Origin of the sequence: Paracoccus sp. Ld10 (genome assembly GCF_045064235.1) — a bacterium.
Taxonomy (GTDB): Bacteria; Pseudomonadota; Alphaproteobacteria; order Rhodobacterales; family Rhodobacteraceae; genus Paracoccus.
Genome location: NZ_JBISHD010000013.1, coordinates 12,947 through 37,902 on the forward strand (window position 1 = coordinate 12,947; position 24,956 = coordinate 37,902).

The 24,956-nt window shown below is 62.7% G+C and carries 20 protein-coding genes and 3 pseudogenes; 21 read left to right on the plus strand and 2 right to left on the minus strand.

Features of this window, described 5'->3' with window-relative positions:
• Positions 1-22: 22 nt before the first annotated feature.
• Positions 23-771: pseudogene (gene dnaE2 / locus ACJJVR_RS04585) on the minus strand (error-prone DNA polymerase); the annotation flags it as partial.
• A 19-nt stretch (positions 772-790) separates the two neighbouring features.
• On the opposite strand from dnaE2, the gene tnpC reads away from it, so the two are divergent.
• Complete coding sequence (gene tnpC, locus ACJJVR_RS04590; RefSeq protein WP_405402610.1) at positions 791-1,774, plus strand: IS66 family transposase; 984 nt, start codon at positions 791-793, stop codon at positions 1,772-1,774.
• Here tnpC and ACJJVR_RS04595 read toward each other — a convergent pair.
• Positions 1,678-2,864, minus strand: a pseudogene (locus ACJJVR_RS04595) (IS110 family transposase). The gene tnpC and the pseudogene ACJJVR_RS04595 sit on opposite strands and share 97 nt — an antisense overlap.
• A gap of 151 nt (positions 2,865-3,015) precedes the next feature.
• Between ACJJVR_RS04595 and ACJJVR_RS04600 the strand changes: the two are divergent.
• The 20 genes and pseudogenes from ACJJVR_RS04600 (at position 3,016) to tssH (ending at position 24,930) form a co-directional block, all read left to right on the plus strand.
• Positions 3,016-3,363: a transposase domain-containing protein gene (locus tag ACJJVR_RS04600; RefSeq protein WP_405402669.1), complete on the plus strand. Its 348-nt coding sequence runs from the start codon at positions 3,016-3,018 to the stop codon at positions 3,361-3,363.
• 242 nt (positions 3,364-3,605) lie between these two features.
• Positions 3,606-5,672 carry a type VI secretion system Vgr family protein gene (locus ACJJVR_RS04605; protein ID WP_405402611.1) on the plus strand — a complete coding sequence of 689 codons (2,067 nt, stop codon included), beginning with the start codon at positions 3,606-3,608 and terminating at the stop codon, positions 5,670-5,672.
• Positions 5,673-5,794: 122 nt separating this feature from the next.
• The gene (locus tag ACJJVR_RS04610) at positions 5,795-6,886 is read left to right on the plus strand and encodes a hypothetical protein (protein WP_405402612.1); all 1,092 of its coding nucleotides are present in this window, start codon (positions 5,795-5,797) and stop codon (positions 6,884-6,886) included.
• Entirely contained in the window at positions 6,877-8,061 is a 1,185-nt protein-coding gene (locus tag ACJJVR_RS04615) for a hypothetical protein (protein WP_405402613.1), read from the plus strand. The genes ACJJVR_RS04610 and ACJJVR_RS04615 overlap by 10 nt, the downstream gene beginning before the upstream one ends.
• 33 nt (positions 8,062-8,094) lie before the next feature.
• A complete protein-coding gene (locus ACJJVR_RS04620; protein ID WP_405402614.1) occupies positions 8,095-8,346 on the plus strand; it encodes a hypothetical protein in 252 nt (83 codons plus the stop codon).
• An 11-nt stretch (positions 8,347-8,357) separates the two neighbouring features.
• Complete coding sequence (locus ACJJVR_RS04625) at positions 8,358-9,383, plus strand: DUF2169 domain-containing protein (protein WP_405402615.1); 1,026 nt, start codon at positions 8,358-8,360, stop codon at positions 9,381-9,383.
• A complete protein-coding gene (locus tag ACJJVR_RS04630; protein WP_405402616.1) occupies positions 9,380-10,363 on the plus strand; it encodes a hypothetical protein in 984 nt (327 codons plus the stop codon). Before ACJJVR_RS04625 ends, ACJJVR_RS04630 begins: the two co-directional genes overlap by 4 nt.
• A 4-nt stretch (positions 10,364-10,367) precedes the next feature.
• Positions 10,368-11,330, plus strand: a complete 963-nt coding sequence (locus ACJJVR_RS04635) for a PAAR-like domain-containing protein (protein ID WP_405402618.1) — start codon at positions 10,368-10,370, stop codon at positions 11,328-11,330.
• A 27-nt stretch (positions 11,331-11,357) separates the two neighbouring features.
• The gene (locus ACJJVR_RS04640) at positions 11,358-12,344 is read left to right on the plus strand and encodes a type VI immunity family protein (protein WP_405402619.1); all 987 of its coding nucleotides are present in this window, start codon (positions 11,358-11,360) and stop codon (positions 12,342-12,344) included.
• A 60-nt stretch (positions 12,345-12,404) separates the two neighbouring features.
• Positions 12,405-12,587, plus strand: a pseudogene (locus ACJJVR_RS04645) (transposase); the annotation flags it as partial.
• 297 nt (positions 12,588-12,884) lie between these two features.
• A complete protein-coding gene (locus tag ACJJVR_RS04650) occupies positions 12,885-13,472 on the plus strand; it encodes a DUF6931 family protein (RefSeq protein ID WP_405402621.1) in 588 nt (195 codons plus the stop codon).
• 9 nt (positions 13,473-13,481) lie between these two features.
• Positions 13,482-14,744: a type VI secretion system-associated FHA domain protein TagH gene (gene tagH, locus ACJJVR_RS04655; RefSeq protein ID WP_405402622.1), complete on the plus strand. Its 1,263-nt coding sequence runs from the start codon at positions 13,482-13,484 to the stop codon at positions 14,742-14,744.
• A complete protein-coding gene (locus ACJJVR_RS04660; protein WP_405402624.1) occupies positions 14,741-16,069 on the plus strand; it encodes an ImpA family type VI secretion system protein in 1,329 nt (442 codons plus the stop codon). The genes tagH and ACJJVR_RS04660 overlap by 4 nt, the downstream gene beginning before the upstream one ends.
• Before the next feature lie 67 nt (positions 16,070-16,136).
• On the plus strand, positions 16,137-16,661 hold the full coding sequence (gene tssB / locus ACJJVR_RS04665) for a type VI secretion system contractile sheath small subunit (RefSeq protein WP_405402625.1): 525 nt from the start codon (positions 16,137-16,139) through the stop codon (positions 16,659-16,661).
• A 2-nt stretch (positions 16,662-16,663) separates the two neighbouring features.
• The gene (tssC, locus tag ACJJVR_RS04670; protein ID WP_405402626.1) at positions 16,664-18,157 is read left to right on the plus strand and encodes a type VI secretion system contractile sheath large subunit; all 1,494 of its coding nucleotides are present in this window, start codon (positions 16,664-16,666) and stop codon (positions 18,155-18,157) included.
• Positions 18,158-18,191: 34 nt separating this feature from the next.
• The gene (locus tag ACJJVR_RS04675; RefSeq protein ID WP_405402627.1) at positions 18,192-18,689 is read left to right on the plus strand and encodes an Hcp family type VI secretion system effector; all 498 of its coding nucleotides are present in this window, start codon (positions 18,192-18,194) and stop codon (positions 18,687-18,689) included.
• Positions 18,690-18,888: 199 nt separating this feature from the next.
• Positions 18,889-19,413 carry a GPW/gp25 family protein gene (locus tag ACJJVR_RS04680; RefSeq protein ID WP_405402628.1) on the plus strand — a complete coding sequence of 175 codons (525 nt, stop codon included), beginning with the start codon at positions 18,889-18,891 and terminating at the stop codon, positions 19,411-19,413.
• Positions 19,410-21,320: a type VI secretion system baseplate subunit TssF gene (gene tssF / locus ACJJVR_RS04685; RefSeq protein ID WP_405402630.1), complete on the plus strand. Its 1,911-nt coding sequence runs from the start codon at positions 19,410-19,412 to the stop codon at positions 21,318-21,320. Before ACJJVR_RS04680 ends, tssF begins: the two co-directional genes overlap by 4 nt.
• On the plus strand, positions 21,317-22,300 hold the full coding sequence (tssG, locus tag ACJJVR_RS04690; RefSeq protein WP_405402631.1) for a type VI secretion system baseplate subunit TssG: 984 nt from the start codon (positions 21,317-21,319) through the stop codon (positions 22,298-22,300). The genes tssF and tssG overlap by 4 nt, the downstream gene beginning before the upstream one ends.
• Positions 22,297-24,930 carry a type VI secretion system ATPase TssH gene (tssH, locus tag ACJJVR_RS04695; RefSeq protein ID WP_405402633.1) on the plus strand — a complete coding sequence of 878 codons (2,634 nt, stop codon included), beginning with the start codon at positions 22,297-22,299 and terminating at the stop codon, positions 24,928-24,930. Before tssG ends, tssH begins: the two co-directional genes overlap by 4 nt.
• The last annotated feature ends 26 nt before the right edge of the window (positions 24,931-24,956 follow it).

Sequence of the window (24,956 nt, forward strand, 5' to 3'; positions counted from 1 at the left end):
TTGGATCTTGCCCATGACGCATCGCATCCTCAGCCGGGATGGTGGCCAGATCGTAGCGGATGCCCTTGTGCGCGGCGATCAGGTCCAGCCCCGGCGCATGCAGGTCAGCACTCCCAGCGCCAGCACATCGACCTTCATGAACTTCAGCGCATCGATGTCGTCCTTGTCCCACTCGATGATCTGCCGATCGGCCATGGCGGCAGGCTCGATGGGGACCAGATTGTCCAGGCAGTCATGGGTGAGCACGAACCCGCCCCGGTGCTGGGACAGATGCCGGGGCGCGCCGCGCAGTTACGAGGCCAGATCCAGCGCTAGCCGCAACCGGCGGTCGGCGGGGTTCAGGCCCAGTTCGCGAAGTTGGTCGTCGGTGATGCCCTCTTCGCCCCAGGACCAGATCTGCCCGGAGACGGCGCGGATTAGATCCTCGGGCAGCCCCAGGGCCTTGCCGACATCGCGCAGCGCGCCCTTGGAGCGGTAGCGGATCACTACGGCGGTTAGTGCCGCATGGCCGCGGCCATAGGTCTTGTAGACCCACTGGATGACCTCCTCGCGGCGCTCGTGCTCGAAATCCACGTCGATGTCGGGCGGCTCGCGGCGCTCCTCGCTGATGAAGCGCTCGAACAGGAGGTCGTTGCGGCCCGGATCGATGGAGGTGATGCCCAGCACGTAACAGACCGCCGAGTTCGCCGCCGAGCCGCGGCCCTGACAGAGGATGCCGCGGGAGCGGGCGAAGCGGACGATGCTGTTCACGGTCGGGAAGTAGGGCACATATGTGCCAGGTCGGTTCATCGTGAACCGGATTGTTCGGCCACGCATTGCCTGTTCCGGCTGCGAAGCCTTTACCCAAGCCTCTTTGCCATCCCGCCCGATCGAGCGCGGCCGTCCCGGCCCCGGTCTGCTGGCCCACGTCCTGGTCTCCAAATACGCCGATCATCTGCCGCTCTACCGGCAGAGCCAGATCTTCGAGCGCGAGGGGCACGATCTCGACCGCTCGACGCTGGCCGATTGGGTCGGTAAGTCCACGACGCTGTTGGAACCGCTTGCAGATGCCATCGGCCGACATGTGCTGGCCGGACAGGCGATCTTCGCGGACGACACCCCGGTGAAGATGCTGACGCCCGGCACCGGCAAGACGGCGACAGCGCGTCTCTGGGCCTATGGTCGCGACGAGCGGCCCTGGAATGGCGATGCCCCGCCCGCCAGCTGGTATAGGTTCTCGCCTGACCGGAAGGGACAGCATCCGAAGGATCATCTGGTCTGCTATCGGGGCTGGATGCATGCCGATGGCTACTCCGGGTTTGAAGACCTCTACCGGTCCAGCGACATCCACGAGGTCGCCTGCATGGCCCATGTCCGGCGCAAGTTCGTCGACGTCCACAGGGCCCAAGGGTCAGCCATTGCAGACGAGGCCATCCGGCGCATCGCGCAGCTCTACGCGGTCGAGAAGGAAGCGCGGGGATCACCGCCGGACCGGCGGGTCGAGATCCGCCAGGCAAAGGCGGCGCCGATCGTCGACGGGTTGGAGAGCTGGCTTCACGAGCAACTGCCGACGATCTCCGGCAAGGCACCGCTGGCCGTGGCGATCCGATATGGCCTGACGCGTATGAAGCGGCTTCGGCCCTATCTCAACCACGGCTTCCTCGAACTCGACACGGATGTTGTTGAACAGCCCCTTTCTCAATCCTTTTGCGGTTTTGGTGGCCTGTCTCTCCAGGCTGCGACCATGGCCGCGCAGGCTGCCTCTGCCTGTGCGACAAGCTCCAGCTCTCGATGACGGATTTCCTTGATCCAGTAGTCGCGGCCGGGACCTGCTGGCCCATGTGCTCTGGCTGCGCCTGCACGCAGTTCAAGCTTGCGCATCTTCATGGCGACAAAGGCGGGCCGAGCCCATCTGTAGGGTGCCTCCTTGGTCAATAACTGCCAAATCAGATTTGCGATCTTGCGCGCAGTGGCGACCGCCGCGACGTTGAGGCCCTTGCGGTCCTTGATCCGGAGAAAGAAGGCACGCAACGGTCCCGGAACCGACGCGGCCGACCAGGCGGCTTCGATCAGCATCGTTCTGGCGACCGCGTTTCCCTGCTTCGAAATGCGGCCATGGATTGCTCCGCGATCGCCGGATTGGCGCACCCGCGGGGTCAAGCCAAAGTAGCTCGCAAGCCTGTCGGGCGTCGAGAACCGGGAGATGTCGCCAATGGCGGCGATCACCGCCGTGGCAACCACGGAACTGATGCCGGCGATCGTCATCAGCTTACGCGTGCGAGCGTCGTCGAGCGAGATTTGCGCCATGGTGCCATCCAGCTTTTCCAGCTTGCCGTTCAGCCAGTCCAGTTCATCGAGATGACGGGCGAGGAGGTCCCGCTCTGTCTTGGGCAACGGGGCCGTCGAGAGCCAGTCCCGGCCGCCCTTGCCGAACAGATGGCCCGAGTATTTGGGTACGAGATTGGCGTGGAGAACGGCCTGAACCCGGCTCTTCACCCGTCGCACCGATCGAACGAGCGCCGCGCGCTCTGACACGAGACGACGCAGGTTTAGGGTATCGTCATCCGCGGCCCAGACCTCTGGCAAGAAGCCGGCGGCATGAAGCTGTGCCAGTATCTTTGCGTCTACCTTGTCGGTCTTCACGCCCGCGTGGGCGATGGCCTTCACCTAAAGCGGGTTCGCGATCACGACCCTGGCCACGAACGGCGTCAGCAACCTTACGATGGCCGAGGTGTTCCCGGTCGCCTCCAGGATCACTTCGTCATCTTTTCGAAGCTTCTGCCCGAAGCCACAACTGCGTCGTAATCAAGTTCCACCCGGAATTCTGCCGTGACCTTGCCCCGATCAAAAACCGCGACCTGAGCAAAGCTTCGATGCACATCCATTCCGATCGACCGCATGCAAAATCCTCTCTGTTGTCGATGGGGGAGTGCGCGGGCTGTGCGACATCTACGGATACGCGCTCGCAGCGCAGACGGGATAGTCGCAGGGGCGGCCAGATAACAACGCGAGCTCGCAGCTCAAAGTCAATTCGGCCTGCCCGCTTCTTCGCACTCCGACGCCCCTGTCCCGACACGGCAACTCTACCATGACAAAGTCAAAGCTGCAGTAGGTTTAAGGAGCGCCGATATCAGCATGCCCGATAACAACACGGCTGAGCGCGCCATGCGATCCGTGGCCATTGGACGGAAGAACTACCTGTTTGTCGGCTCGCAGACCGGAGGCCGCGCCGCCGCCATCGCATACACCCTGATCGAAACCGCCAAGCTGAATGGTGTGGACCCGCAGGGATGGCTCGCGGATACGCTGGCCTGCATCCCAGACTACAAGATCACCCGAGTGAAAGACCTCCTACCGTGGAACCGTTCAAACCACGCGGCATGACCGGACGCTTACGCTCAATAGCTGGCAATGGTGCCGGAGCGGACGTCGCTGCGCCCTTCCAAAAATGGCAGAAAAGGGCAGATATAATCTCCGACAGACCCCGGTAGCCGTCGCTCGCCTGCGGTTCAGCGGCAGTGTGCCAGACTGCCCATCGTCGCAAACTTGAAGCTTGGCATCTACGTTCGAGGCATCCATAGTCATTCTCATTATTTGTCTGAGCATTTTCCTTCCGGAGGCTTCCCATGAACGTCCCCCTCCGCCAGGCGGATCGCCTTGGCCGCCTGAGCACCGATCTTGGTGCCGATGCGCTGTCGCTGTTGCGCTTTGACGGCGCGGACCATCTCAATGACCTTTTCGACTATCGCGTCGAGGCGCTGGCCAGCCGTGATGATCTGGATTTCGATGCTCTCATCGGCACCCATGCCACGGTCGAGATCGAAGGACGCGAGGGACCGCAGTCTTTCGACGGCATAGTCACGCAGGCCCGATGGGCGGGTGTCGGCGAAAACGGGCATCGCTATGACCTGACCCTGCGACCGTGGTTCTGGCTCGCAAGCCGCCGACGCAATCAGCGGATCTTCCATAACATGACCGTGATCCAGATCCTGCAGGAACTGCTGTCGGACTATGCCCAGCTGGGCGATCCGGCGCTGCAGGTCCAGCTGTCGCAGGATTATCCGGTGCTGGAATATACCGTGCAGTATCGTGAATCTGACCTCGACTTCGCCCGCCGCCAGATGGAGCGGCACGGCATCAGCTTTCACTTCACCCATGCACCGGGCAGCCACACGCTGGTCTTGACCGATGACGTGCTGGCGCATGAGACGCTCGGTGAGCGGCCCTTCAAAAGCTATGACGGCCACCACCAGGCCGAGGGCGAGCATTTCTGGGACTGGGCACCCGAGCGCAACCTGACCACCGGCGCGATCCGGCTGACGGACTATAATTTCAAACGCCCCGATCAGGCGATGCAGGCCGACAAGCTGGGCGATGCGGCGCATCCGCAAGGCGCGATTGAAAGCTTTGATTATCCCGGCGATTATCCCGCGCAGGATGTGGGCCGGATCGTGGCCGGGCTGCGCACGGCACAGGAGCGCGGCACCGACCGGCGGAACCGGGCGGTGGGCGATTGCGTCAGCTTGCGCGCGGGCCGCCGGGTGACCCTGTCCGGCGACCGGGTGCCGGGCACCGGTGAGGCCTATCTGTGCCTGTCCGCCGTGCACAGCTTCGTGTCTGAGGCGTATGGTTCGGGAGGTCAGGGCAGCGACGGATACTCCTTTACCGGGCGCTATACGCTGATGCCCGACACGGCCCCGATGGCCCCGCCGCGCCGCACGGCGGTGCCGGTGGTCCACGGCCCGCAGACCGCGATGGTGGTGGGCGAGGGCGAGATCGACTGCGACGAATTCGGCCGCATCCTGGTGCGGTTCCACTGGGATATGGACGGCGCGCATTCGATGCGCTGCCGCGTGTCGCAGAACTGGGCGGGCAATGGCTGGGGCGGCATGGTCATCCCCCGCATCGGCATGGAGGTCGTTGTCGAATTCCTCGAAGGCGATCCCGACAAACCGCTCGTTTCGGGGAACGTCTTCAACGGGAAGAATAACGTGCCCTATGACCTTCCCAAGCACAAGACGCGGAGCACATTCCGCACCAACAGCCACGACGGTAATCGTACCGGGCGTGGTTTCAATGAATTGCGTTTCGAGGATAAGCAGGGTGAGGAAGAGATATTTGCCCATGCACAGAAGGACATGAATATCGAGGTTCTCAACGACCGTGCCAAGGAGGTCGGCCGCAATCAGGCTGAGTCTGTCGGCAACGACAAGTCGATTGAGGTCGGCGGCGATCACGATGAGCTTGTCGCGGGCAATATGTCCATCGCGGTGGGCGAGAACCCTTTGTCGGACCTGCTCCGCAGCAAGTCAAAGTTGATTTTTGATAAGGTTGGGAGAGCCCTAGGAAAGCTGAAAATCCCCGATCCGTTCAACTTTGCAAAAGGGAACTATCAGCTCTTCGTCGAGAAGAACCGCTCTGAAATCATTGGCGTCGGATCATCCGAGATTGTGGGTGCTGCAAAGTCGGTCATGGTCGGTCACACGTTCCAGACCAGCGTCGGCAAGTCGCACAGCTTGATCGTGCGCGGCAGAGCCGATACCGACATCGGCAAAATTCATAACATCCGCGTTGGCGACCAACTGACCATCAAGGTGGGCGAAAACTCGATGCTGACCATGTCGAAAGAGGGCGATATCGTCATTCAAGGCAAGCATATCCGGCTTAAGGCCGACAAGATATCGCAGAACTGAGCAAGGATATGGGCGGCACGGAAGACGGCAGGGACGAGGTGCGCAGAACCGGCGCGACATCACTATGGCCATTCACGGCTGCAACCGGCAATTTTCCCCAAGGCCGCCCGCCCGCGCAAAACATGCTGCGCAGCGACACGCGCCTGTTCACCAAGTGGCTGACACCGGCACCCGAGCCTTGGAAGGGACCGCCATGGCGGGTGCCGGAACAGCCGGCAGGGACCGCCCCCTGGTCACCGGTCGGCGGCGCCAAGGGCCCTGACACCTTTGATCCCCATGCGATCGGCGACCTGAGCGCATATCTTCAAGGTATCGGCGCGAACCATCTTGTTCCGGCGCCACAGGAGGACAGTGACGAAGGCCCAGAATGGACGTTCGGTCAGGCAGAGCGCAAGACCGAGGATGGCGGGACGAACGAGGAATGGCGCCGGGGCATTCGCGAATATGTCAGCTCGGGCTATACGAGGCGAAATCCCGACGGCACTCACGAGGTGGACAACGACTGGCGCGGCAAGTGGCTCGACACCGACATCACCATCGCAGAAGTCTCTGACCGGACCGAAAAGGCCGAGGTTTCGGTGGCCGATGGCAGCTTTGGCGATGCCGACTCGCTGTTCTCAGGCGATGGCCAGGTCTTGGGGGCCGAGGCCGATGCGGGCTACAAGGGGTCGCTGTCCAGCGAAGGCCTGGAGGCCTCGGCTGATGCGCAAGCCTCGGCCTATGTCGCGCAGGGACAGATCGAGACCGCAGATGACGGCCTGATCAGCGCCGAAGCCGAGGGCGCGGTCCTGAAGGCCGAAGCAGAAGCCAAAGGCGAGGTGATTCTGACTGCCGAACAGGCGACATTGGGCGGCACATTGGGGGCGTCGGCCAATCTGGTGGAAGGCAAGGTCGGCGGAGAATTCAGCATCACGCCCACACGGATCAGCCGCGCCGCTGTCTCTTTGTACAACTGGCTGTATGACGAGGACGCCACCGCGCTGAGCGATGACTGGGATTTCGGAATCGTCATCAACGGTGAGGTCAGCGGCGCGGTCGGCGCACAGGCCGAAGGCGAGGCCGAGGCGGGATACACGAATGGCAGGTTGCGGGCCGAGGCGGGTGCAAAGCTGGGTCTTGGTGTGGGCGCCGGCGTGAAAGTCGGCGGAGGGCTGACCGGTCTCGACAAGGCCTGGGCAAGGATCAAGGATGGGTGGAACGCGCTATGGGATTGATGAAGATGCAACGAAGGCGCGTTTTGGCATGGGCCGTTTCCGCCGCAGGCATGATGATATTGAACGGGAGAATTGGAATGGCGCAGGACAGTTCGGGAACCGGTGCGCTGACGCGCAGCAGGGCCACGGTGTCGGATCGCGTCCTCGCGCTTCCGGATTTTCCAGCTCTGGAGTTCCGCACGGCGCTGCCGGATGGGCTGGAATGGTTCGAGAGCCCGGAGCCGGTGGCCGGTTTTGACGATGCGGGGATGTTCACGAGATTCGATCGCGTCTGGCTGGGCTATGCACCCGAAGATCGCGACAGGCTTGAAGTGACGATCTATTGCGCCCGCATTGTGCCCGAACGTGTGGCCGTCGCCGCCGACTATGCCCGCCTGCTGGCGCGGCTCTGGGGGCCGAAGAATTACGGTGTCTCTGGCGACGAGCGCGATTTCGGCGAGGTCATGACCGGCGAGGATGACAGCGGCTATGCCCGCCGCACGCGGATCAGCGTTTGGCGGCGCGGGGCGGACTTGCTGGTCGTGCGCGCCGATACGACACTTGACGATTTTGACACGCAGGCGCCAAAGCTTGCCGCGATGATCGGCTCGCTGGACTTCGTAATGCAGAGCCCCGATGCCATCATCGAAGCACTGGAGCAACATCAGTTTCGCCTGCCGTCAGGCGCGACACTGTCTTATCTACTGCCCTCCCACTGGAAAAACTTTGGCGCGAATGCGGCTACCGAGACTCCCATGTCTGCCGCGATATGGCTTGATGGTGCCGACGAAGGCGGCAACAGCGCCATCGGTATCTTCGGCGCAGCCGTGCCGGAAGGCGCCAAGACCGAGGACGCACCGCTGCGCACCATCGCGTCCGCGATGTCGGATCTGCTGATGGAAAATCTGGCCCCACAGGTCCGGTTCCGGCGCCAGCCGATGAATGAGAACAGCATGCAGGGCTTTGCCCCCGACGCCGTGCAGGGGCTGTATCTTGATCGTCTGGACTGGGAGGAAGGCCGCCGGATGGGGGCGCGCAGTTTCTTTGTTGGCGCCGGGCGTGATGTTGTCGGTTATTCGTCGCTCAGCGCCTACCCGGAGACGCTGGAAGCGATGGGCCTTGCGATGCATTCCACCTTCGTTGATCGCCTTATTCTTGACGCTATGCGCCAACAAATTGGACAAAAGACAGATTGACCGCTATGAACGCCTCGCATCACGGAGGGACAAATGACACAGCATTTCGACGGCAATTCGTTCCTGCAATCTATCGCCGGCGACAGCACGGAGATGATGCAGAAGCTGTCTGCCCTGCTTGAGCGGATCAGTTGGGACGAACCCCGCCAGCGCCTTTCCTTCCGAAACGGACAGGCAGCGATTCACCTGCTCGCGGACGGAACGATCCGGCTTGAAGGCATGAGGATCGTACAATCCGCTGACAAGGATATCACCTTGTCCGCCGCTTGGATCGACCTAAACTGAAAGGCTGGGCCATGTGGCAGATTGTCAACCAGACGCCCTTCGAGACGGCGGGATACTTCCTCCGCGATGCCCAAGGTGCCGAGCACTGGGTCGTCGCCATGCGCGCAACGCTGGACTTGCCGCATAACGCGCTACCGGCGCTAGCAGCCCGGCAACAACAAGTCGCCCTGCTGCCGGTTGTGGATGCATCCGGTGAGGAGTTGTTGGAGGACAGCGACCTTGCCCCATTCCGCCCGCACTGCGACATCCTCCTTCGCGGCACGGCCACTCCGAACACGCCAAGCCCGTTGCTCAGCTTCCCCGTCAGCCTGTCGGTCGGAAATCTGGAGCGGACCATCCATTGCCATGGACGCCGCCGGCTTGTTCGGACCCGGTTTGGCCACAAGGTCGAGTATCTTGGCCCTGCTGCCGAAACCCCCCTGTCTTGGCGTTACGCGACGGGCGGACGCGATTGTCTGTTCGGTAAGGCAGAAGCCGAGCCGCATCCCGACAATCCAATTGGCGTTGGCTGGTGCGCCGACCCCGGCAAAATGAGGCGCGGCGACAACCTGACGCTGGCGCCGCTGGACGACGCGCCCCATACTGCGGCGCAGGCGGCCGGACCGCCCCTTCCAACTGGTTTTGGTGCAATTGCCCATTCTTGGCGCAGCCGACGTCTGTTGGCCGGCACCTATGACGAGAGGTGGGCGAGCACACGCCACCCCCTGCCCCCTACCGACTTTGACAATAGCTTCCACCAGTCCGCCCCCCCCGGACAGAGGGCTGACCTTCGCGGTGGCGAGGCGGTGCATGTCCGGAACGCGAGTTCAGGGCCACCATTAACCTTTAGGATTCCGCAGATCATCTCCGATGTGCGGACGCGTATCGGCCATGTAACATCATCAAACCGCATGCGTCTCATCGCGCTGACCGTTGATGCTGTTGAGCGCCGGGGAACGATGGTTTGGAATGTTGCGGTTCCGTGTCAGGGTCAGGATGCAAAGGTATCGCTTTCAACTATACTGCTGACGCAAGTCTCGGGGCTGGTTATGTCATGACAACCAAAATCCTTGGCATCGGCGCGATCACCTCTGTCGGTGAAAACTGGCACAAAACTATCGAAGCTTTGGACGGGGGCAAGATAGGGCTGCATCGCGATCGTAAGGCCATTGGGGTGGACGGCCTGCCCATGACACTTGCCCCCGTCTGGCCGCTGCACGAGATCCATAATCCGCTTGAGCGGCTAGCGCGGCTGGCCACCGTCGCCTTGCTTGACCTTGCGGATAAGGGTTTTGACACTACCGGGATGGTCGGCATTACTCTGTGCCTGCCAGCTTGGGTGCACCAGGGACGGCATGGTGATTCGCTGCGGGCAAGGCTGGCCGAGCGCTGGTCATTGCCAACCAAGGCGATAATGCTGTCGTTCGCTGACCAAACGACTATCTTGGATCTGGTGTTTGCGGCCCAAGACAGCTCCTCGCCTCAGATCCTTCTGGTCGCCGAGACCTATCTTTTAGCAGAGCTGCTTGATAGCTTGACGGCTGCAGATCGCGTGCTGTCAAGCTACCAGCCGCACGGGCTTGTGCCATCGGAGGCGGCCGTGGCGCTTTATCTTGGCCCTACAGAAGGCCAGCGCGGATACGCGATCACCGCGCTGCAGCGCGGGGTAGACGAGGTCGATCCGCGCCAGCCCGCAACGCTGATGGGGCTGGTTCTTGCAAATTTGGCAAGAGCGGTACTGTTCGGGTCGGAGATGCCACAGCGCGTCCTGTGCGACCTGAACGGCGAACGTTGGAGATCCGAAGAAGCCGCAGTCGTCGCCAGCCGTTGTGCAGATCGGCTTCCGATCGAGGTACTGGCTGACATCGAAGCTCCGGCCTGCCAGACGGGCTATTCCGGCGTGGCGGTCTCTGGGCTCTTGCTGGCACTTGCTTGCCGGGGGGCGAGATCCGCACCCGAAATGCCGGGGGATAGCTTGGTGCTGATAAGTCACTTTGACGGAACACGCATCGCTGCAAACGTCTCTGGCAGGGGATAAGACCATGTCTACAGAAACCGTCCGGATCAACGGGTTAACGCTGTGTCACAAAAAGGCAACTGGTTTTGTGCGCTCGACCCTTCCGGATGTCTGCAAGGCTCCGTCCATGCCTGTGCCCTTTGTCAACATTGCCTTTGCACGCGATCTTGCCAAAGGCACCTCGACGGTCAGGTCGCATGACGGTGCAATGTGCGGGATCAAGGGATCCGAGTTCTCTATCTCCTATGGTGATGAACCGGGCACTGGCGGCGGTGTCAAATCCGGAGTGAACGGTGATCGCGCGACATTTCTTAGCTGGTCACCGGACGTCTTCATGGAGGGTAGACCTGTCACCCGACTGACCGACCGGATGCTGATGAATCAAGGCAACACTATCTCGGCAGCGGGCTATTTCACGGGTCCGGTGACGGGTGCCAGCAAGACGACTTTGGACCTGCTGTGCGATATTGCCTGCCGCTGTCTGGCGTCCGGCCAGCATCAGACCTGCGTCGCCGCCGCCATTTCCGGCCTGCCACGCACCCCGACCGACGGGCTTTACGCAGAGGTCACATTCTCGAATGCCGGTGTCATGTATCGCAATCCCGATCAGTCGCCGCAGACGCGCTATGGGGTTCCCGGGTCCCGGCTTGATTTGACGTCCGTAGCAGCTGGCCAGCCGGTCGAATTTATCGAGATGAAGTTTCCCGGCGACCGGCTGAGAGGAACGCAGCAGCGGCGATATTCGCAAATCGCGCGAATGAACGGGAAGCAACTTCAGATGATGAACATTCCTCAGGATTGCAACAATTGCGAAGGTCTTCGCCAGACCAATCAGCCGGACGCCGCTCCACAGACCGACCCGAATCTCGGCTGGTGGCTTCTTGGTGCCGCGGGCGTCGTTGCGGCGGGTGCCTGCATCTATTTCTCGGCGGGGATTTGTGGCCTGGTGCTGGGCGGGGCAGGCGCCACGGCGGCAGCGGGAACATGAGGCATAAAAATGACAGGCGCAAACCAGATGACACCGGAGATGCTGCGGACGACGAGGGATATTGACGATGTGCGCATTCTGTCGCCGCAAGGCGACGAAACGGCGCGGATCGTCTTCAAGCTCGTCCTGTTCTTTGAGGGTGGCAATACGCTTGAGGGCCAGCTGAACGCGCTGACCGCACTCGCCGATCTTGCCGAAGACGTGGCGCCGCATCTGGCCTTCATGCAATGCGCAGGCGATACCGCTAGGCCCGAGCAGTTCGACCTGATTGCATTCCGCCAAAGGTCTGAACAAGCGATCCGCAAGCGTCACACCGCGGGTCTCTCTGCCTCGGGGATCGATCTGGGCCTGTTCGGTGCCGAGTTCCGCCCCCCTAACAATACGGGCGTCACGCCCTTCGGCGGCAGCGTGATCGCCGGGGGCGGGCTGGAGGGAACGGCGGATATTTCGGTCCTCGAGTTTTCGACCAGCCTGTTCTGGGATGCGCAGACCATGTTCCGCCGCCACGCCGAAAGGGCCCGCAAAGCTGCCTCAACGCTTAGGGCAAGTTTTGGTATGGCGGGTTTTGCCCTTCAGTACGACCGGATTTACGCGTCCACCGCCGGAACCTATCCCTATCTTGCCCGGTTTCCCGGCCTCCACTGCGGTCTGGACGATCGTTTTGCGGCCGAGCTGTCCGTTCGCAGGCAACGGGCGAACCGCTATTTCTCGCTAAACTGGCTGACACTTCTTAGTGACGACTTACTTGCCGAGCTTGTGCCCGCTGAACAGCTTCAACAGCATCTGGGAGACAGCATCCCGATATCGCGCTTCGATGGCGGTATAATAATCCAGGCAGGTCAACACCCGCAACTTGGTGACGTCAATCAGGGACTGATCCTGCAAGATTATCGCGCGGTAAATGCCGCGATCCGGAACCTTCGCTTTGAGAGTTATATCGTCCCCGTTCTGGATGCTCCGGAGCCTCTCGATGCGCTGGAAGCAACGCTGGAGTGGGTTAGACGCTATGACTGAGCCGCTGCCGGTTTCGTGGACACGAAGATAAGGTCGTGACCAAGGAACTGGAGAGTGGATATGACGAGACGAAAGTTCAGCCGTGAGTTCAAGACAGAGGCCGTGAGGCTTGTAACCGATCGGGGCGTAGCGGTGTCGCAGGCCGCACGCGACCTCGACCTGTCCGAAAGTGTGCTGCGCCGCTGGATGAGGGAGCTAAGCGCAACCCCGGCTGCTGCCTTTCCCGGGAACGGGCAGATACGTGCCATCGTGGGTCCTTTCAGAATATCTCAAACCAAAGATCTTGCGCTGACCGGTTGAACCCACCGAGACCATTTTCCGCCATTGGTTCAGGGACAATGGTCGAACGCAATTTTCGTGCCTGAGGCGACATGAGGTTCGCCTTGATCGGTAGGCACCGTCCCATCGAGGCGCGCGCCATGCTAGCTTAACCTGCTTTCCACGAAACCGGCAGCAGCTCAGTTCGGTCAGAGTGACCCCTTGTGAACCCGGCCCGTTCTTTTCATAGTCCCCCTGCGCTGACGAGGACCTTCCGACCCCATGCAGACTGGCGATCCTGGCTCCGACGAGACGACCCGCCGCCCGCGCCGCAGCCTGCGGCCGGGCACACCTGAGGACCATTTTGCCCAGACCCAAAGGCTGGGTGAGCTGGTCAAGCTGCGCCCGCAGCCGGGTGACGACCCTCTGCGGTTCCTGTTTCGTCTGCGATCTTCGACCACGCCAGAAGAGGCTGTGACCTACACTGCTTTCGCGGCCGTGCCGACCGATGCGGCGGGCTGGGGCTATGAATGTCTGCGTCTGATGGCCGAATACCTGCAACCGCAGGAACGCGAGATGATGCAGCAGATCTCTGGCTGGCTGGGGAACCCGACAACCCGGCTGCGCCACGAGATCATGCGAGAGGCGCTGTGGGCCCCGGCGCGCAACCCGTCGGTCCTGCTGGGACTGGCGGTCGGCTGGTCGACCGGGGGGCCTGCGCCCAACGAACCCGAATCCGTTCCGGCCTACAAAAGTCCCGTTGCCATCAATTCCGCAATCCTGTCCTGTCTGGCCCGCGCGCCGTTAGATCGGCGGTCCTTTTTTTTGGCCCGCATTCTCGATCTGGCCGAAACCCTGTTCCGGGTCTGAGGAGAGCGCATGACCCTGACCTTGCAGATCGAGAATTTCCACATGCTGGATGATGGCGGCCCGGTCAGCGTGCTGGTGCCTCAGGGTGGGTTGCAGGTCGGACGCCGGTCGGGGATGGGATGGGTGCTGCCCGATGCCAGCCGGTATATCTCGGGCCATCATTTCGATGTCAGCCATGACGGCGTGACTTGGTGGCTGCGCGATGTGTCCACGAACGGCACGTTCCTGCAAGGTCACCGCCACCGGCTGGACCGCCCCCATGCGCTGAGCCATGGCGATCGCTTTCAGGTCGGGCAATATCTGATCGTGGCGATCTTTGATTTGCCGCAAAGCGTCTCGGCCCTGTCGCCGGGATCGCTGCCCGAGCATCGGATCGAGCGGGTGGTGGACGAAGTCGGTCAGGACGACCCTTGGGCTCTGGGCGGGGTGGCGGCTCAACCGATCAACCCGCTGCCCTTGTCCCGGCAAGGACGCCAGCCCGATTTCAGCGACGATTTCATTGATCTGCCGATGGCGCCCGCGCCTGATCCGGGACAGGCTGTCCGGACGTCTGCCGTGGCCCCCGCTCAGGTCTCGCCGGTCAGCCCACCCTCGGGCGGTGACGGCTCGGCTGTGCCTGCGACTTCTCATCCGGTGCAGCCGATGTCCGTCCCGCCGATGCGTCCGGCCCCGGCCGCGTCCGGGGCGGCATTCCTGCAAGGCTTTTGTGACGGTGCGGGTCTGACGCCTGCCGCTGCGGAAGGAGTCGATCCGCAAGTTCTGGGCCGCCAGCTGGGCGAGGCCCTGCGCGTCAGTGCCGAGCAGATCATGGCGGCCCTGCAGGACCGCTCGACCGCGCGGCACTTCACCCGTTCGGGGGAACGGACGATGCGGGGCGCCACGGACAACAATCCGTTGAAGTTCCTGCCGGACGGGACGCAGGCGCTGGAGGCGTTGTTTCTGCGCCCGCGCGCGGGGTTCCTGACCGGGGCTGCGGGCTTTGACGAGGCGTTGGGCGATCTGCGCCGTCATCAGGCGGCATTGTTCGCGGCCCTTCAGCCAGCCCTGATCGAATTGCTGGCGGATCTTGACCCGAGCCAGATCGAGGCAGAGGCCAAGCCCGGCTTGACCGGCAACCGAAAATCGCGGGCCTGGGATGGTTTTGTGTCACGATGGGACGCAAAGACCGCCAGCGAGAACGGCATTCTGGACGAATTCATCAGGCTGTTCGCCCAGGCTTATCGCAAGGCGGATGATCGGGCAGAGCACGGCGACACAAAGGGCAGGCGATGAAACTGGACGATCTTCTTGAACCGGTCTCGGACGATCAGCCCTGCGGGCCCGATCTGGAACGCGGCGATGATGCCGGTTTCCTCGATTACTACTTCGAGGCCGAATCCCGCCTGCCAGAGCGATACTTTATCCCCGGTTCCGCCAGCGACGGTCGCGAGGACCGGCTGTTCGATCCACGCACGGTCGATCTGGCGCAGGAGCGCGCTTCGATCCTGTCCCTTCTTGATCAGAGCCGCGATCTTCGGCTGCTGGCCTTGCTTGCGCAGTTCCAGATTTTGGCGGGACGGCTCGAGGATTTCGTCGATACGGTCGAGATCATGGCGGCCCTGCTGACCCAATGGCCCGAGGATCTGCATCCGCGCCTTGATCGCGGCACGGGCGATCGCCGCGCCGCCCTCGAGGCGCTGAACAGCCAGACGACCGTCGTGATGCCGCTGACTCATCTGCCGTTGGTGCCAGGCAGCGACGTCACACTGCGGCGGTCGATGGTGGCCACGGGCAAGGTGCCGCCGCGCCTGTCGGAAGAGATCGAGTTGGGTCAGGATGTCGCCGAGCCTTTGCGCGCCGATGGCAATCTGCGGCATGTGACGGCGGTCCATGGCATGTTGTGCCGGGCCTCGGATGCGCTGTTCCGGCTGCAACGACATTCGGCCCAGGCGCCGGGCGGGTTCACGCCCGAGCTGGGATCGGTGCGCGGGGTGCTGGCCGATCTGCAGGCCATGATCGCCCGGGCGCGGCCCGATCTGCGGGTCTGGTCCGATCAGGGGGCCGCTGTCGCAACGCCCGGCAGGGATCCGGTGCCACCAAGCACAGGGGCCGCCCGAACGGCCCCTGCCCAGATGCCGACAGGCGGACAGGCCGTAACCGAACGCGCCGAAGCCGCCGCAGCGCTGGATGCGGCGCAAGAATGGCTTGTCCGCAACGAGCCCTCTTCGGCGGCGCTGTTGCTGATCGTGCAGGCGCGCCTGCTGGTGGGCCTGCCCCTGGTCGATGCCATCGAGGCGCTGATGCCCGATCGCGCCTCAGCGATCACGTTGAATGTGGGGCAGGGCAGCGGATTTGCCCTGCCGATGCAGCGGCTGCGTGAACTGACCACCGCGGCCCTTGGGCAGGCGGAACCGGCGCTGATTGCAGCCACAGCTACCCGTCCTGTCACCGGCCGGGGCGATCTGATCGGTCTGATTGCCAGCGTCGAGGGTTATTTCACCGCCTTCGAGCCCGCCAGTCCGGTTCCCTTGCTACTGGCAAAGGCCACGTCCATGCTGGATCAGCGATTTGATGCCATTATGGCCGACCTGCTGATGCCGTCGGCAGGAAATGGCTAATATGTCTGTGCTGCGCGATTGACTTGAACCGCGAAACCGAGTTTTTTGGGGCCAACAAAGGATTGTGATGATGGCGTCTGACAAATCCACCGATTTTATCAAGCGGAACCGCCCGCCGCGGGTCAGTATTTCCTACGAAGACCCCTACGATTCGGAAAAGATCGTCGAACTGCCCTTCGTGATGGGCGTGATGTCCGATCTGTCCGGAAACGCCTCCGAGGTCGACAAGCCCGACATGGAAGAGCGCGACTTTACGGATGTAACGGCCGCGACGCTGGACGATTACATGAAAAGCATCGCGCCCGGTCTGTCCTTCAATGTTGAAAACAAGATGGGTGGCGGCGACGGTCGGCTTGGCGTGTCGCTGCAGCTGCAAAGCTTGGACGATTTCAATCCCGCGGCGGTGGCCCGACAGATCCCGGCCTTGAAAAAGCTGCTGGAAGCGCGTCAGCATCTGGCAAACCTGCAACGCTATATGAATTCCAAGCCCAAGGCGCAGGACCAGATCCGAAAGCTGCTGAACGATCCCGAACTGATGGCCGCGCTGGCCGAGCGCGACAGCGCCAAGCTTACCCCGGAAGAGGATCACTGATCATGGCGCAGGAACATCAGGCTCCGGCCGCATCCGAATCCGCGCCGCTCGCCGAACTGAGCGAATTTTCCGACATCCTGCGTCAGACCATCAAGCCACGCACCGATGTCGCTGCCAAGGAAGTCGACAATGCCGTCGTGGCGCTGGTCCGCGAAGCGTTGGACGATCAGACGCTGATCGCAGAAGACGTGATCGACACAATCGACGCGATGCTGTCCAAGCTTGATCAGAAGCTGACCGAACAGCTCAATGCGGTGATCCATCACGAAGAATTTCAAAAGCTGGAATCCTCCTGGCGTGGCCTGGCCTACACCGTCAACAACTCCGAGACGGATGCGTCCTTGCGCGTCAAAGTGATGAATGTCTCGAAGAAAGAACTGCAGCAGATGATGCGCCGCTATCCCGGCGCGAAATGGGACAAGTCCCCGCTGAACAAGATTGTCTACGAAGCCGAGTTCGGTACCTTGGGCGGCAAGCCCTTTGGCGCCTTGGTCGGCGATTTCTATTTCGATCACGGCACCGCCGACGTGGCCCTGCTGCGCGATATCGGCAAGGTCGCGGCTGCAGCCCATGCACCGTTCATCTCGGCCGCCGCGCCCGAACTGCTGGGTCTGGACAGCTGGACCGAGCTGTCGACCCCGCCGGATCTGTCGGAAATCTTCGACACGCCCGATTATGCGGCCTGGAATGGCCTGCGCGATTCCGAGAACTCTCGCTACATCGCCTTGACACTGCCCAAGGTGCTGGCGCGCGAACCCTATGGCCAGAATTCCAATTCGGTGGTCGAAGAGTTTGGATTCGAGGAAGAGACCGACGGACATGCTGGCACCAAATATGCCTGGATGAATGCGGCCCATACCCTCGCCGTGAACGTCAATCGCGCCCACAAGGAGCATGGCTGGACCGTGCAGATCCGCGGCGTTCAATCCGGCGGCGAAGTGCTGAACCTGCCCACCCATAATTTTGAGACGGGTGAAGGCAACAAGGACCTGAAATGCCCAACGGAAGTGTCGATCACCGACCGGCGCGAGGCAGAGCTGTCAAAGGCCGGGTTGATCGGCCTGATCCATCGCAAGCACACCGACAAGGCCGCCTTCATCGGCGCGCAAACGCTGTATCGCCCCAAGAAATATGTCGATGAACAGGCGACGGCCTCGGACAATATGTCGTCGCGGTTGCCCTATATCTTCGCCGTGTCACGCTTCAGTCACTATCTGAAATGTATGGTTCGCGACAAGATTGGCCAAAGCCCGGACCGGCTGCAATTGCAGACGCAATTGCAGACATGGGTCAACAAATACGTGTCGGGCAACCCGGAAAGCGCAAGCGAGCGGGAGAAGGCCAAGAAACCCTTGGCAGGTGCCAAGGTGGAAGTGGTGGAAGACGAGGAAAACCCGGGATACTACATGGGCAAATTTTTCCTCAAACCTCATTTCCAATTGGAAGGCATGGACGTCGGGATGTCTCTCGTCTCCAAATTGCCGAAAGGTAAATGACTTTTTCGAATGATTGCCGCAACGGAGGTTTCTCATGGCTGTCGATATTTTTCTGAAGCTGTCGAATAGCATCAAAGGTGAATCGCAGGACGATCGTCATCGCGATGAAATCGATGTACTGGCCTGGAACTGGGGTCTGACCCAGTCCGGCACCACCCATATCGGCAAGGGTGGCGGCGGCGGCAAGGTGAATGTCGAAGACATCACCCTGACCAAATATGTGGATCTGGCGACCAACGACCTGATCAAGCGCTGCACCTCGGGCGAGCATATCGAGACGGGCGAATTGATCGTGCGCAAATCGGGCGGCACCTCCCCGGTCGAGTATTTCCGGATCAAGATGCAAAACATCATGATCACCAGCTACTCCACCGGCGGCTCCAAGGATGGTCTGGACCGCATTCAGGAAACGCTGACGCTGAACTTCCGCAAGTTCGAGGTGCTCTATGCGCTGCAGGAAGATTCGGGTGCCCCTGGCGCTGAAACGATGGCTGGTTGGGACATCGCCGAAAATCGCGAGTGGAACTCGTAATCGGTCGTCCGCCCGGCTCGCCGTCGTGACGGGCCGGATCTGAACCCGACAGGGTCGGCCATCGTGCCGGCCCTGTTGTTTGCGTCACAACCACATCTGTCCGTCTAACCGGACGCAAATCGGGAAGTTCATCGTGTCTCGCAGACCTGACGCAATCCCCGGATCTCGCGGTCACGCAGCGCGGGGCGGATTGCGGGAAATGTCGCTGCTGCACATTTTTCGCGATTCCGTGGCAAGGCGGGACGGTCGCGATGGCAACCGAAACTATGTCGACGGCGAGCGCGATCTGACGCTGGTCAGCCAGAAGCGCCGCGAAGGCGCCAGCGAGGACTCGCTGCGCCGCAATCTGGCACAGGATATCGCCAGCCTGATGAACACGATCCGCCTCGATGTCTGCGTCCCGCTGGAGGACTATCCCCGGATCAGCGCTTCGGTCATCAATCACGGCTTTCAGGACATGGACAGTCTGTGGCGCAGCCACCGGACCCCCGGATCGCTGGCCGAGGCGATCCGCGAGGCACTGATCGGGGCCGAGCCGCGCCTGCGCGCCGAAACCATCGAGGTGCGCCTGGACGAGGCGGAGCCGACCGTGGACCAGCGCCTGTCATTCGAGATCGTGGCCGAGATGATCTCGGACCCCAACGACATTCCATTGCAGTTCGTGGCCGAGATCGACCCGGCCGCCGGCAAGATCGCGATGCGGCGCATGCAGGGCGCGGCATGAAGAAGGCCTTTCGCGACGCCTACGAGCGGGAACTGGATATTCTCTACGAACGCTCTGCCGAATTTGCCGAGGAATTTCCCGGTCTGGCCGACCGGCTTGGCGGCGTGCTGCGCGAGAATATCGACCCCACCATCGCCGGACTGCTGGAGGGCGCCGCTTTTCTGGCGGCCCGCGTGCAGCTGAAGCTGGACGAGGAATTCCGCGGCTTCACCATGGAGCTGCTCGAACAGATTTTTCCCGACGCGCTGGCGCCGGTGCCCAGCTGCCTGGTGGTCGAGGCACCGCCCCCCAGCATGCCGCCCGCCGATGGGCGGCCGCGCGTTTATGCACGCGGGGAATATCTGGATGCGCGGTTCCGCGATGCAGACAAGCGGGTTTCGTGCCGGTTCCGGCTGACATCTGATTTGGTGCAGTTGCCGTTGGCCATCCGGGGCGTGACCTATCACGACCGCACGACGACATTGGGCGGTCTGGGTCAGGACCCGGACAAGGCGACACGGGCCGGTCTGGTTCTGGATCTGCAGGCGACGGATGGCACGTCGCTGTCCGCCCTTGGCAGCGACCGGTTGGAGTTCCGGCTGACCGGCGACATGCTGCGCGCGCTGATGCTGTACGAGCAGCTGCATTGCAACATCACGCGGGTCAGCCTGCGCTGGTTGCAGCCCAACGGCGACCCGGTCTTTTTGCGGCTGCGCCCCGACCAGATCGCCCAGATCGGCTTTTCGCGCGACGAATTGCTGTTCGACCGTGCCTCGGCCATGTTCGAGGGCTTTTCTCTGCTGCGCGAGCTGTTCGCGTTTCCCCGCAAGTTTCTTGGCTTTCGCGTCACGGATCTGGGCGACGCCCTGCGCCCCGTCCATGCTCAGGATGTTCAGCTGATCCTAGAATTCGATCGTGTAAACGAGGATCTGGCCCGCCAGACAGGCCCGCGCGACATCCGTTTGAACTGCGCCACGGCGATCAACCTGTTCGAGGAAAGCTCGAACCAGATCCGGCTGGATGACCGGCGCCACGAATATGTCGTGACGCCCGATTCAAGCCCGATCACGCATTACGAGATTCAAAAGATCCTGCGCGTCCATGCCAGCTATGGCACCGCCTCTGACAGGGTCGAGGTCTTTCCGCTCTATGCGCTGCCACAGGGCCCGGCCCTGCAGCGGGCGACCTATTATTTCACCACCCGACGCAAGCCCCGGCGTCTGACCGAAACCGAACGCCGCAGTGGCGCGCGCGCCGATTATCGCGGGTCGGAAACGTTCCTGTCGGTCTACGAGCCGCCCGATGATATCATCGGCAGGCGCGCGCAGCGGCTGCATGTCCGGGCGCTGTGTTCGAACCGCGGCCTGCCTGCGGCTCTGCCTCTGGCAGGATCGGACGATTTCAACATGGTGTCCGACCAGACCCTGATGCTGAATTGCGTGAACGGCCCCAGTGCCCCGCGCGAAGCCATGACCGAGACCGAACGTGCCGGACCCCATCGCACCGGGCAGGGCGATGTGTATTGGCGGCTGGTGTCGTATCTGGCGCTGAACCATTTCGGCCTGGACGACCGCTTTGGGCGCGACGGCGCCGCCAGCCTGCGCGAGATCCTGACGCTGTTCGCCGACCTGTCCGACAGCGTGACCGAGACGCAGATCGCCGGCGTGACCGGGCTGAAGGTCCGCCCCGTGACCCGATCCATCCGCCGCCCCGAGGGGTTCTTTCCCGCCCGGGGCCTTGAAATCACGGTGACCTTCGATGAAGCCGCGTTCGAGGGCAGCGGCATCATTCTGCTGGCCGCCGTGCTGGATCGGTTCTTCGCCGAATATGTCAGCATCAACAGCTTCAGCCAGATGGTGGTCGTCAGCAAGCAGCGCGGCATCCTCAAGGTGTGGCCACCCCGGACCGGACAGGGGCCATTGATATGAGCGATGCGGGCTTTCTGGCCCTGTTGCGGCGATTGGAGCGCGAAACGCCGGGCAAGCCGCGCATCGGGCGGTCCACCCGGCGGGCAGACGACCTGGTCGATATCGGTCAGGATCCCGATCTGGCCTTTCCCGCCGAAGAGATCGTGCTGCCCGAGGCCGATTTTGCCGCGTCTCGGCCCCGGATCCGGGCGCAGTTCATGGGCTATTTCGGGTCACAAGGCGCGCTGCCGCTGAACCTGTCCGAAGAGGTCCTGCGCTGGCAGGCCGAGGGCGAGGACGCCTTTGTCCGCTTTGCAGATATCTTCGCGGGGCGCTTTTATCAGCTGTTCTTCCGCGCGTGGTCCGACTCTCATGCGATCAGCCAGCATGATCGACCGGGCGAGGATCGCTTTGCCACCTATGTCGCGTCCACCGCAGGCATCGGCAGCCCGGCCTATCGCGATCACGACGGCTTTCCGGACATGGCGCGGTTGCCTCTGGTTTCGGTTTTTGGCGGACGCGTTCGCAGCGCGGTGCGTCTGCGTCAAATCCTGGAAAACCATTTCAACCTTCCGGTCGAGGTCGAAGAGCATGTCCCGGCCTGGCTGGAATTCGAGGCCGACGATCAGCGCGGTCTCGGCATGGGCGGCTCGCTTGGCCGCGATCTGTATCTCGGGGCACGGTTACGCTCGGTCGGTGAAAAGATCTGCGTGCATCTGCATGTGCCCGATGTTGAAAGCTACCAGGCCTTTCTGCCGGGGGCCGACAGCTATGCCCGGATGTCGGATCTGGTCTTCTGGTATCTCGGGCGCAGCTATGACGTCGATCTTGCCCTGACCCTTCCGCCTAAGCGGGTTCCGCCGGCGCAACTGGGCGGCGGCATGGCACTGGGTTGGCTGGCAGCTGTCAGCCCCTACACGGATGCACCCCTTCCCCATATCGAGATCGCCCGGTTCGCCCTGAGCCGGGGCCCGGACGAACAACAGCGCGAGGCCGCATGACCGCCATCACCATCGAAAAATTCGCGGGCAAGATGAACCGGCTGGGCTATGACGCCTTCCTGTCGGCGATGCGGCAGGCCCGCTGCGACGGAAACCGGCATGTCGATCTGTGCCACTGGCTGTTTCACGCCATCTCGCATCAGGATTGCGATATCTCGCTGACTCTGCGCGATGCCGGGCTGGACCGGGGGCGGGTGCTGAAGGATCTGGACCGCGCCTGCGCCGGATTGCAGAAGAACGTGACAGAAACGCCCGGCATTTCGGAACGTCTGGCGGACGGGCTGAACCATGCATGGACCTATGCCTCGCTGTTTTTCGGCGAGGCGCAGATCCGCACCGGGCATCTGCTGGTCGCGCTGCTGAACGATGCCGCCCTGCGTCAGGCGCTGCACATGTATTCGCCGGTTTTCGAGCAGCTGTCGGCCGACCGCATCGGTGCCGACGCGCGCACCCTGTGGGCCGCTTCCGAGGAAGAGGACATGCGCCCGATGGATGGCTCGGGTCTGCGCGCGCCGGGCGGCGCGGGGCGCGAGGGCGCGGGTGCCCAGACGGCGCTCGGCCGTTTTTCGGTCGATATGACCGCCCAGGCGCAGGCCGGTGGCATGGACCCGGTCGTGGGCCGCGATGACGAGATCCGCCAGATCGTCGACGTGCTGATGCGCCGCCGTCAGAACAATCCGATCCTGACCGGCGAGGCGGGCGTGGGTAAGACCGCCGTGGTCGAGGGGTTTGCGCAGCGGCTGGCCTCGGGTGCGGTTCCCCCCGCCTTGCAGGGAATGCGGCTGCACATGCTGGATATCGCCGCGATGCAGGCCGGGGCCAGCATGAAGGGAGAGTTCGAGCAGCGTCTGCGATCGGTCATCGACGAGGTGCAATCCTCGCCCGTTCCGATCATCCTGTTCATCGACGAGGCGCATACCCTGATCGGGGCTGGTGGCGCGGCGGGCACGGGGGATGCGGCCAATCTGCTGAAACCGGCCTTGGCACGGGGCACGCTGCGCACCATCGGGGCGACCACCTGGGCCGAATACCGGACCTATTTCGAAAAGGACCCGGCGCTGACCCGCCGCTTTCAGCCCGTCAGTATCGAGGAACCCTCGATCGAGACGGCCTGCTTCATGATGCGCGGTTTGCTGGCGCCGATGGAGGCGCATCACAAGGTCCGCATTTCGGACGGCGCGGTCGAGGCGGCGGTCAAGCTGTCGGCGCGTTATCTGCCTGCCCGGCAGTTGCCCGACAAGTCGGTCAGCCTGCTGGACACGGCCTGCGCGCGGGTGGCGGTCAGCCAATCCTCGACCCCGGCGCGGATCGCCGATTTGCAGGCCGCGATTGACGCGCTGCAGGTGGAGATCCGTGCCAAGACCGCCGAATCCGATCTGGGTCATAGGGATGACGTCCGGCTGGCCGAGGCCGGGGCCGATTTGCAGGACGCGCGCAATCGCCTGTCCGCACTGAACGAGGCTTTCGACGCTGAAAAGGCAATCGTCGACAATATTCTGGACCTGCGCGCCCGGCTGGCCGAGGCTGAGGGCGAGGCGCCCGACCGCGACGCCCTGCGGGCCGAACTGACCGAGGGGATGGCGCGGCTGCAGGCGATCCATGGCGATGACCGGATGATCTGGCCGCATGTCGACGATCAGGCGGTTGCCAGTGTCATCAGCGACTGGACCGGCATTCCGGCGGGGCGGATGGTCGCCGACGAGTTGCAGGCCGTGCTGGGGATGGCCGATCACCTGCGCGAACGGGTGATCGGACAGGATGCGGGCCTGCAGATGATCGCCCGACGGGTCGAGACCGCGCGGGCGGGCCTTGGCAATCCAGACAAGCCCATCGGCGTCTTCATGCTGTGCGGTCCATCCGGCGTGGGCAAGACCGAAACGGCGCTGGCCCTGGCCGAGACGCTGTATGGCGGCGAGCAGAATGTCATCACCATCAACATGTCCGAGTTTCAGGAGGCGCATTCCGTCAGCCTGCTCAAGGGCGCGCCGCCGGGCTATGTCGGCTATGGCGAGGGCGGGCGCCTGACCGAAGCGGTGCGGCGCAAACCCTATTCGGTGGTCCTGCTGGACGAGATGGAGAAGGCCCATCCCGACGTGCACGAGCTGTTCTTCCAGGTCTTTGACAAGGGCCGGATGGAGGATGGGAATGGACGTCCGATCAATTTTCGCAACACGCTGATCCTGATGACCTCGAATGTCGGGACGGGCACGATCATGGCGCTGGCGCCCGAAGGCACCATTACGGATACCGACACGCTGGACGCCTCGTTGAAAGAGGAGTTGCTGGGCGTCTTTCCCCCCGCCCTGCTGGGCCGGATCGTGACCATCCCCTATGTGCCGTTGTCGTCGACGGTGCTGGCAGGGATCGCCGCGCTGAAGTTGGGCGCAGTGGCGCGCCGCATGCGCGAGGCGCAGAATGCGCAGCTTGTCTGGGACGATGCCGTGATCGGCCATATCGTGGATCAATGCCGCGACCCGGACAGCGGTGGTCGGATGATCGACAACATCATCACCAATTCGATCCTGCCCGATCTGTCGCGGCAGGTTCTGGGGCGGATGGTCTCCGGCGAGGCCATGTCGGACGTTGCGATCCGCGTCGGCGATGGCGGGCTTATCTATGATTTTGGCTGAAAACCGACCGGGTTGCGCAATGTGGC